Raw genomic sequence first — 8,013 nt, 5'->3', positions numbered from 1 at the left:
AGACGACCGTCACCGACATCGAAATGTTCCGCAAGCTCCTCGACGAGGCGCGCGCTGGTGACAACGTCGGCCTGCTGCTCCGCGGCACGAAGAAAGACGACGTCGAGCGTGGCATGGTCATCGCCAAGCCCGGCTCTATCAAGCCGCACACCAAGTTCAAGGCGGAAATCTACGTTCTGTCGAAGGAAGAGGGCGGCCGTCACACGCCGTTCTTCACCAACTATCGCCCGCAATTCTATTTCCGCACCACGGACGTGACCGGCTCGGTCAAGCTCGCGGAAGGCGTCGAAATGGTTATGCCTGGCGACAACGTCTCGATCGAAGTCGAGCTCATCACCCCGGTCGCCATGGAAAAGACCATGCGCTTCGCCGTCCGCGAAGGCGGCAAGACCGTCGGTGCGGGCCGTATCTCCGAGATCATCGACGCGCCCAAGTAAATAGCTTGCTGAATTTCGCGCGGAGCGGATGCTCTCATCCGCTCCGCGCTTTTCAGCGGAAAACAAACGGCAGTAGCTCAACTGGTAGAGCAGCGGTCTCCAAAACCGCCGGTTGGGGGTTCGATTCCCTCCTGCCGTGCTCCGCACCACTTCCGATTTAGCATTTAGGATTTAGCATTTTGCTCCGCACCTGTTTCCACTCGCGCGCGTTCCCAAATGATAAATGCTAAATCTTAAATCCTAAATTTTTCATGTCCCTGCTCGGATCCAAATCCTTCATTACCGAAGTCAAAGTCGAACTCCAGAAAGCTTCCTGGCCTTGGGAGCCGAAGGAAAAGGGCATGAAGAAGTACAAGGAGCTGGTCGACTCGACGATGATCGTCGTCATCGCCATGCTTCTCCTCAGCGGCTACATCGCCGGCTGGGAATTCATTTTGCAAACCGTCGTTGGTTTCATCACCAGGACCGCCCGCTAACGCCATGACCGAAGAAGAAAAACGCACCCAGTGGTTTGCCGTCCAGGTCCTCGCCGGGCAGGAAAACAAGGTCCTCGACAACCTCACCAAGCGCATCAAGACCGAGGAGATGGTCGATTTCGTCTACGACGTGATCGTTCCCACCGAGCGCGTGTCCGAGGTCAAGCGCGGCAAGAAAACTGAGACCGTCCGCAAGCTCATGCCCGGCTACGTGCTGGTCAACATGTGGCTCCTCGACGAGAACCGCCAGCCCGTCGATCGCACCTGGTATTTCATCCGCGAAACCACCGGCGTGATCGGTTTTGCCGGCAACAAGGAAAAGCCCATCCCCATGCGCCCCTCCGAGGTCGAGGCCGTCCTCGCCCAAGTGCGCGGCACCGAGGAAAAGGCCAAGCCGAAGATCGAGTTCAGCGTCGGCGAAGTCGTCAAGGTTTCCGATGGCGCTTTCCAGAACCAGAGCGGCACCGTCACCGAGATCGACCCCGAGCGCGGCAAGATCCGCGTCAGCATTTCCATCTTCGGTCGCGAAGCGATCGCCGAACTTGAATACTGGCAGATCGAAAGAGCCTGAGTTCCCTCCCTTCCACACTTTAAATTCAACTACCTACCTCCTAGCAAATGGCTAAAGAAATCGTCGGACAAATCAAACTGCAAATCCCGGCCGGACAGGCCAACCCCGCGCCGCCCGTCGGCCCCGCGCTCGGTCAGCAGGGTGTCAACATCATGGCCTTCTGCAAGGAGTTCAACGCCGCTACGCAGAAGCAGGCCGGCGACATCCTTCCGGTCGTCATCACCGTCTACAAGGACAAGAGCTTCACCTTCATCACCAAGAGCCCGCCCGCGTCGATCTTGATCAAGAAGGCCGCCAACATCGCTTCCGGTTCCAAGGAGCCGAACAAGCAGAAGGTCGGCAAGCTCAGCAAGAAGCAGGTCCAGGACATCGTGAAGATCAAGATGAAGGATCTCAACGCCCGCGACGAGGCCGCCGCCTACCGCATCATCGCCGGCACCGCGCGCCAGATGGGCGTCGAAGTCGAGCCGCAGGGCTAGCCACCGCCGCGTGGCTCGATATCAGCCGCGCAGCCAAAAACTTTAAAGACCGGCCATCGCAAGGTGGCCGGTTTTTCTATTGCCGTGCGATTGTAGCCGGGGCCACTGGAAGCGGATTCGTTTCCGGAGAGATGACCACGAATGGCGCCCGAATTCGCCGTTGCGCGTCATTCCCCGAAGTCGGTGTCATCCGCTCCTATTCTAAAATCCCTATTCTCCTCTCCTCCCGCTGCGCCTCTGCGTTGAAATCACTCAGCCTTCCGATCGGCCACCAAACGGTCAATCTCCGGATCGAGCATCATCCGCAGCATCTCCTGCAACTCCGGATCCATGAACTCGAAATCATCCGGGATCTCCAGTACATCGATGGGCGGCAACTCCAGCCCCTCGAATCGCATCGCGATCCAGCGCTTGTGTGCCTGCTCCATGGCGAACACGACATCCGCCCACTGCAGGTCCGCCTCGCTCACGCGCCGGTTCGCCTCCGCGCGCACGCCTGCCGAGCGCACCTCCACCCGCGGATCGTTGCGGTAAATCCGCTCGGCCGTCGCGCTGCGCTGTTTGTTCATCGCGCAGACGAAGAGGATCTTCAGGCGTGGGTTGATCATTCGAGAAATAGGGATAGCAACAAACGTCGCGCCATGCCCGAGAATCCTACCGATACCATCCGCCAGACGCTCGATTCCGTTTACCGCGCGGAGTCGGGGCGGATTCTCGCCACGCTCATCCGGCTGCTCGGTGATTTCGATCTCGCCGAGGATGCGATGCAGGATGCCTTCGCTGTGGCGCTCGATCGATGGGCGAAGGACGGCGTGCCCGCCAAACCTCGCGCGTGGCTGGTCTCCACGGCGCGCCACAAGGCCATCGACGCCTTGCGCCGTCGCGCCCGATTCGATGCGTCGCAGGAGGAGATCGCCGACCAGCTAGAAACTTCGTCCGGCGCGGCCACCATTCTGGATGACGAGAGCGTGGAGGATGACCGTCTGCGCCTGATCTTCACCTGCTGCCATCCGACGCTCGCCCCGGAAGCCCGCGTGGCCCTGACCTTGCGGGAAGTGTGCGGTCTCACGACGGAGGAAATCGCGCGGGCCTTCCTCACCACGCCGCCCACGCTCGCGCAGCGCATCGTGCGCGCCAAGACGAAGATCCGGGAGGCCCGCATCCCGTATCAAGTGCCGCCGCCCGCCGAATTGCCGGAGCGCCTGGCCGCCGTGCTGCATGTCATCTATCTCGTCTTCAATGAAGGCTACTCCGCCTCCTCCGGGGCGACGCTGACTCGCGCAGATCTCTCCGGTGAGGCCATTCGGTTGGGGCGGCTGGCGAACGCGTTGTTGCCGGAGCCGGAGGTCACCGGCCTGCTCGCTCTCATGCTGTTGCAGGAATCGCGTCGCGCGGCCAGAACCTCACCGACGGGCGAGTTGATCCTGTTGGAAAATCAGGACCGTGCGCAGTGGAACCGGGAATACATCGTGGAAGGCGTCGCACTCGTGGAGCGGGCGCTCCTGTCCCGGCGCTTCGGCCCCTACACCCTGCAGGCGGCCATCGCCGCGGTGCACGCCGAGGCACCTACCGCCGCCGCGACAGACTGGCCGCAAATCGTGGCGCTCTACAGCGTCCTGGCCCGGGCTGAACCCTCACCCGTGGTCGAACTGAATCGGGCCGTGGCGGTAGCCATGTGCGACGGCTCACAGGCCGGCCTCACGCTCATCGACGCCCTCCTTGCCCGCGGCGAACTGGCCCAATACCATCTCGCGCATTCCGCGCGGGCGGAGATGTGCCGCCGCCTCGGCCGGGCCGCCGAGGCCCGGGTTTCCTACGAAAAGGCGCTGTCGTTCACCCAGCAGGAGCCGGAACGTCGCTTCCTCGAAAACCGCCTTCGGGAGCTGGGTTGAAATAATCTTTGCGGAGCTGTCGAATTCCGCAAACCCCGGACGACTAGCTGTCGAAGGGTCATTCCAAACGAGCGGCCCACCACCAACCAATCAACCGACAAAACCGACCAATATGAAATACATGATGATCGTGAAGCTCGACGGAAACTCCGAAGACGCTCGCCAGTACGAAGCCGGGACGCCGCCGCCCGAGGACTTCCAGCAAGCCATCGGCAAACTCATTGAAAAGATGCTGCAATCCGGCGTCCTCGTCGGCACCGGAGGACTGCGCCCCTTGGCCGATGGCGCGCGCATCCAGGTCTCGGGAGGCAAGTTGAGCGTGACCGACGGGCCCTACATCGAGTCCAAGGAAATCATCGGCGGCTACGCCATCCTCGACGTCGGTTCCAAAAAAGAGGCCCTCCAATGGAGCGAAGAGTTCATGCAGATTCACATCGATCTCCTCGGCTCGTCCTGGGTCGGCGAATTGGAAATCCGCCAGATGTCCGATCCCGAGGGCGGCTGCAAATTCGCCGAGCAGTAACCGCACGCCTCATTCATCCAACAAACAGCAAAGACGAATATGAGATACATGATGATCGTGAAACTCACGCCGGAATCCGAAACGGGTCGTGACTATGAAGCCGGCAAGCCGCCAACGCCGGAGCTTTTGGCCGCCATGGCGAAGCTGCAGGAAGATCCCGCCATGGCACGCGCGTTGCTCGGGACCGGAGAGCTTCGCCCCATGGGGAGGGGCGCCCGCGTGAGGGCATCGAAGGGCAAGCTCACCGTGATCGACGGGCCCTTCATCGAAACGAAGGAAGTGATTGGCGGTTACGCCATCCTCGAGGCGAAGTCGAAGGAGGAAGCGCTCCAGATGGGGCAGGGCTACATGCAACTGCATGTGAATGTCCTCGGCCCATCGTACGAGGCGGAACTGGAAATCCGCGAGATGGCCGACGTGCCGGCTTGCGGTGCAGGAGCGGCAAAAAATCAACCCTGAAAATCCAACCCCACCTATATCCCGAAAGGAATCCACGACTATGAAATACATCTGCCTCGGCTACATCGAGCCGAACAAATTCGAGTCCCTCTCCGACAGCGATCGCAACGCGATGCTCGACGAGTGCTTCCACTACGACGACGTGCTCCGCCAGAACGGCCACTTCGCCGGTGGCGAAGCCCTCCAGGGCCCCACCACCGCCGCGACCTTGCGCTGGCAAAATGGCCAGGTCGCCGTGACGGACGGCCCCTACGCCGAGACGAAAGAACAAATCGGCGGCATCCTCATCCTCGAGGCCCGCGACCTGAATCACGCCATCCAGTTGATGTCGCAACATCCCGGCGTCAAAGCCGGGCCATTCGAAATCCGCCCCGCCGCCGACCTGAGCGACCTGGTCCGCGAAAGCGAGCAGCGGCGCGCGCAGGAGAAATAAGGATCGAGCTTCGGGTTCCATCCCCGTCCCATCACGCGCGCGGCAGCTCCGAGCGCCGGCTCAGCCGTCGCCCGCGCCGCCATCCCGCCTCCCTCGCGCTTGCATCCCCTGCGCCTTCCTGCACACTTCCGCGCGGCCTATGAATGACGACCTTCCCCCGGCTCTCGCGCACCTCCTCGAAGGCGAACTCGCTCCCGGCGAACGCCTCCTCTGGCGGGGCCAGCCCTCGCTCCTCCACCAGATTCACTTCCGCATCGTCCTCATCCTCTGCGCCCTGCTGGCCTTGGTCGCCGTCGGGGGCCCTATCTGGATCGCGCACTCTACGGCTTTTCGCGAACTCTCCCGCCTCAGCGTGATTTCTGCCACCCCGCTCAAGTGGTTCACGGGCGTGGTTCTCCTTTCCGCCGCCTTCATCCCGCTGGTTCTGTGGTGGGTCGTCCGCCACACCGTCTACGCTATCACCGACCGCCGTGCCATCCTCATTGCCGAGGCGCTCCTCCGTCGGCGAGTCCAATCCTTCACCGGCGAACAACTCGTCCGCGTCGTCCGCCATGAAAGCCACCAGGGCCGCGGCGATATTCTCTTCGAGCGCCGCGTCGGCTTCCTCGGCCTCACCGATGCCAAAGCCGTCGAGGAACTGCTGCGACAGAGTTATCAGGCGAGCCGCCTGGCTTAAGCGCTGAACCCGCCGTCGATCATTAAGTTCGCCCCGGTGATGTAGCCCGCTTCGGGACCCGCGAGATAAGCGACGAAGCTGGCAATTTCATCCACATGCCCATACCGGGGCAGTGCCATCAGTTTCTTCATGACTTCGGCAAATTCGCCCGTCGCGGGATTGAGATCGGTATCCACCGGTCCGGGTTGCACGTTGTTGATCGTGATCCCGCGCGGCCCGAGGTCGCGCGAAATCCCCTGCACCAGCCCTTGCAGTGCGGACTTGCTCATTGCGTAAACTGAGCCTCCGACGAAAGGCATGCGCTCCGCATTGGTGCTGCCGATGTTGATGATCCGTCCGCCTTCCTTCATGTGCTTCACCGCCGCCTGCGTGGCGACGAAAACGGCGCGCACGTTGACCGCGAAAATCCGGTCGAAATCCGCCAGCTTGAAATCGTCAATGGGCGCCATCACTGCGATGCCCGCATTGTTTACCAGGATATCGAGCCCCCCGAGATCGACCGCTGCGCGCTCCACCGCCGCGACCACCGCCTCCGGATCCGCGCTATCCGCCTGAATCGCCACCGCCTTCACGCCGAGCGCCTCCGCCTCCTTCGCCACCGCCCACGCCCGCTCCGGCGAACTGGAATAAGTGAGCGCCACGTCGGCGCCTTCGCTGGCCAGCCGCTTGACGATGGCCGCCCCGATCCCGCGACTGCCCCCGGTGACCAACGCGCGTTTGCTTTTGAGTGATTGGTTCATAATGGTGTGTGGATACCCGGCGCGACGAGACACGGTGAAACCTCCCGCTGGGAGTTCCGCGTTACGCCGTGCGAATGTCTTCGTGTCATGCCCTTTGCCAGCGCAGCTCACAAGCATGGACTTGGCATGGCGGGGGATACCGGGCGGGACGGTGCTGCTTCGTCGGCGGGCCAATCTCTCCTCAAAGAGCGGTCGACGCCTTGCCACACCCGTCTGTCATTGTGGAAAAACCCTGACAGAGTGCGGCAGATGAACCTCTTCCAACGACACCATCTCGACCGCTTGCGCGTCGGCTCGATTCGTTTTTCCCAGGTTCTCTTTCTGGCCGGTCGCGACTTTTTCCGCGATAATGGCAGCAGTTGGGCCGCGGCCATCGCCTACTACAGCCTTCTTTCGCTCTTTCCGCTTTTGCTCGCCGCCGGCTCCATCGCGGCGTGGTTCGTGGAGCCTGCCTGGGCGGTCCATCAGGCGACAAATTACCTGGGCGATCTCCTGCCCGCGGGGACCGGCGCGATCGAGCGGATCGTCAAGCAAACCCTCGCCGATGAACGCGGCGCAGGACTCTTTTTCATCGTGCCGTTGCTCTGGACGGGCTCCCTCGTGTTCGATGCCATTACCAAGGCGCTCAACGTCGCTTTCGCCGCGGAAGAGAACTACGGCCTTTGGAAAAGAGCGTGGATGCGCTTGCTCATGCTATTGACCATTGGAGGCGTATTTTTGATTGCCCTCGCATCCTCATCTCTCTTGCGAATCCTCCAGTCTACGCTCGGCGTTTTGCCCGGTGGGCGAGACTTGCTCTTTCCGTTTCTCGTCCATCTTCTCCCTCCGGCGTTCATCTTCGCCGCGTTCCTGCTGTCCTACCGGTTTGTTCCACGCCGCCATCCCGATTGGCGGGCGGCTGTGCTCGGCGCCGGAGTCGCCCTTTTGCTCGTGGTCGCCGCCAGGCCGCTCTTCCTCGGCTACGTTCACCAGATCGCGCGTTACAATTTCATCTACGGCTCGCTCGCCGGCATCATCGTCCTGATCCTCTGGATTTGGGTCGTGGCGATGATCGGCCTGTTCGGTGGTCAAGTGGCCGCGCATAGTCAAGCCATCTTGATCGATGACCAGCCTTTGCAGGAGGCGGGCAGGCAACACCCTCAACACCGCGACTTAACTTAATGGAAACGAGGCCAGTTCCGGGCAATTCCCGGTTTGTCCTTCGGTGCGGAGCGATCATACTATCCCAGTCTGAAAGGCCGTCTTTCATGTTCGCGGCCGAATCCCCCCGCAGCCTATGACTATCTCCATCAAATCCTGGGTTCTTGCGTTCGCGGTGACTTTCGCG

The 8,013-nt window shown here is 61.6% G+C and carries 12 protein-coding genes and 1 tRNA gene; 11 read left to right on the top strand and 2 right to left on the bottom strand.

The window, feature by feature from the left end; genetic code table 11:
- From ABJF10_RS26885 to rplK, 5 genes are all read left to right on the top strand, one after another.
- The coding region (locus ABJF10_RS26885; protein ID WP_348547710.1) for an EF-Tu/IF-2/RF-3 family GTPase at positions 1–437 on the top strand (437 nt) is incomplete at its 5' end.
- Positions 438–503: 66 nt separating this feature from the next.
- Positions 504–576: transfer RNA gene (locus ABJF10_RS26880), tRNA-Trp, on the top strand.
- A gap of 112 nt (positions 577–688) precedes the next feature.
- Positions 689–913, top strand: coding sequence for a preprotein translocase subunit SecE (locus tag ABJF10_RS26875; protein ID WP_348547709.1), 225 nt, complete (start codon positions 689–691; stop codon positions 911–913).
- Between the two features lie 4 nt (positions 914–917).
- Positions 918–1,484 carry a transcription termination/antitermination protein NusG gene (nusG, locus tag ABJF10_RS26870; RefSeq protein WP_348547708.1) on the top strand — a complete coding sequence of 189 codons (567 nt, stop codon included), beginning with the start codon at positions 918–920 and terminating at the stop codon, positions 1,482–1,484.
- Between the two features lie 47 nt (positions 1,485–1,531).
- On the top strand, positions 1,532–1,963 hold the full coding sequence (gene rplK / locus ABJF10_RS26865; protein WP_348547707.1) for a 50S ribosomal protein L11: 432 nt from the start codon (positions 1,532–1,534) through the stop codon (positions 1,961–1,963).
- A 248-nt stretch (positions 1,964–2,211) separates the two neighbouring features.
- On the opposite strand, the gene ABJF10_RS26860 is transcribed toward rplK, so the two are convergent.
- Positions 2,212–2,571, bottom strand: coding sequence for a protein-tyrosine-phosphatase (locus ABJF10_RS26860; RefSeq protein WP_348547706.1), 360 nt, complete (start codon positions 2,569–2,571; stop codon positions 2,212–2,214).
- Between the two features lie 33 nt (positions 2,572–2,604).
- Between ABJF10_RS26860 and ABJF10_RS26855 the strand changes: the two genes are divergently transcribed.
- The 5 genes from ABJF10_RS26855 to ABJF10_RS26835 all read left to right on the top strand — a co-directional run bounded on the left by ABJF10_RS26855 (position 2,605) and on the right by ABJF10_RS26835 (position 5,946).
- The gene (locus ABJF10_RS26855; protein WP_348547705.1) at positions 2,605–3,855 is read left to right on the top strand and encodes an RNA polymerase sigma factor; all 1,251 of its coding nucleotides are present in this window, start codon (positions 2,605–2,607) and stop codon (positions 3,853–3,855) included.
- Between the two features lie 112 nt (positions 3,856–3,967).
- Positions 3,968–4,378: a YciI family protein gene (locus ABJF10_RS26850; RefSeq protein ID WP_348547704.1), complete on the top strand. Its 411-nt coding sequence runs from the start codon at positions 3,968–3,970 to the stop codon at positions 4,376–4,378.
- A 39-nt stretch (positions 4,379–4,417) separates the two neighbouring features.
- Complete coding sequence (locus ABJF10_RS26845; protein ID WP_348547703.1) at positions 4,418–4,837, top strand: YciI family protein; 420 nt, start codon at positions 4,418–4,420, stop codon at positions 4,835–4,837.
- A gap of 40 nt (positions 4,838–4,877) precedes the next feature.
- Positions 4,878–5,270 (top strand): YciI family protein, encoded by a 393-nt coding sequence (locus ABJF10_RS26840; protein WP_348547702.1) that lies wholly within the window; start codon positions 4,878–4,880, stop codon positions 5,268–5,270.
- Positions 5,271–5,409: 139 nt separating this feature from the next.
- The gene (locus ABJF10_RS26835; protein ID WP_348547701.1) at positions 5,410–5,946 is read left to right on the top strand and encodes a hypothetical protein; all 537 of its coding nucleotides are present in this window, start codon (positions 5,410–5,412) and stop codon (positions 5,944–5,946) included.
- On the opposite strand, the gene ABJF10_RS26830 is transcribed toward ABJF10_RS26835, so the two are convergent.
- A complete protein-coding gene (locus ABJF10_RS26830; protein WP_348547700.1) occupies positions 5,943–6,686 on the bottom strand; it encodes an SDR family oxidoreductase in 744 nt (247 codons plus the stop codon). The two genes, ABJF10_RS26835 and ABJF10_RS26830, sit on opposite strands and share 4 nt — an antisense overlap.
- 249 nt (positions 6,687–6,935) lie before the next feature.
- On the opposite strand from ABJF10_RS26830, the gene ABJF10_RS26825 reads away from it, so the two are divergent.
- On the top strand, positions 6,936–7,847 hold the full coding sequence (locus tag ABJF10_RS26825) for a YihY/virulence factor BrkB family protein (RefSeq protein ID WP_348547699.1): 912 nt from the start codon (positions 6,936–6,938) through the stop codon (positions 7,845–7,847).
- Positions 7,848–8,013 lie beyond the last annotated feature (166 nt).

This window comes from Chthoniobacter sp., from assembly GCF_040003245.1.
Taxonomy (GTDB): Bacteria; Verrucomicrobiota; Verrucomicrobiia; order Chthoniobacterales; family Chthoniobacteraceae; genus Chthoniobacter.
This window is presented reverse-complemented; position numbering and strand designations above follow the sequence as displayed.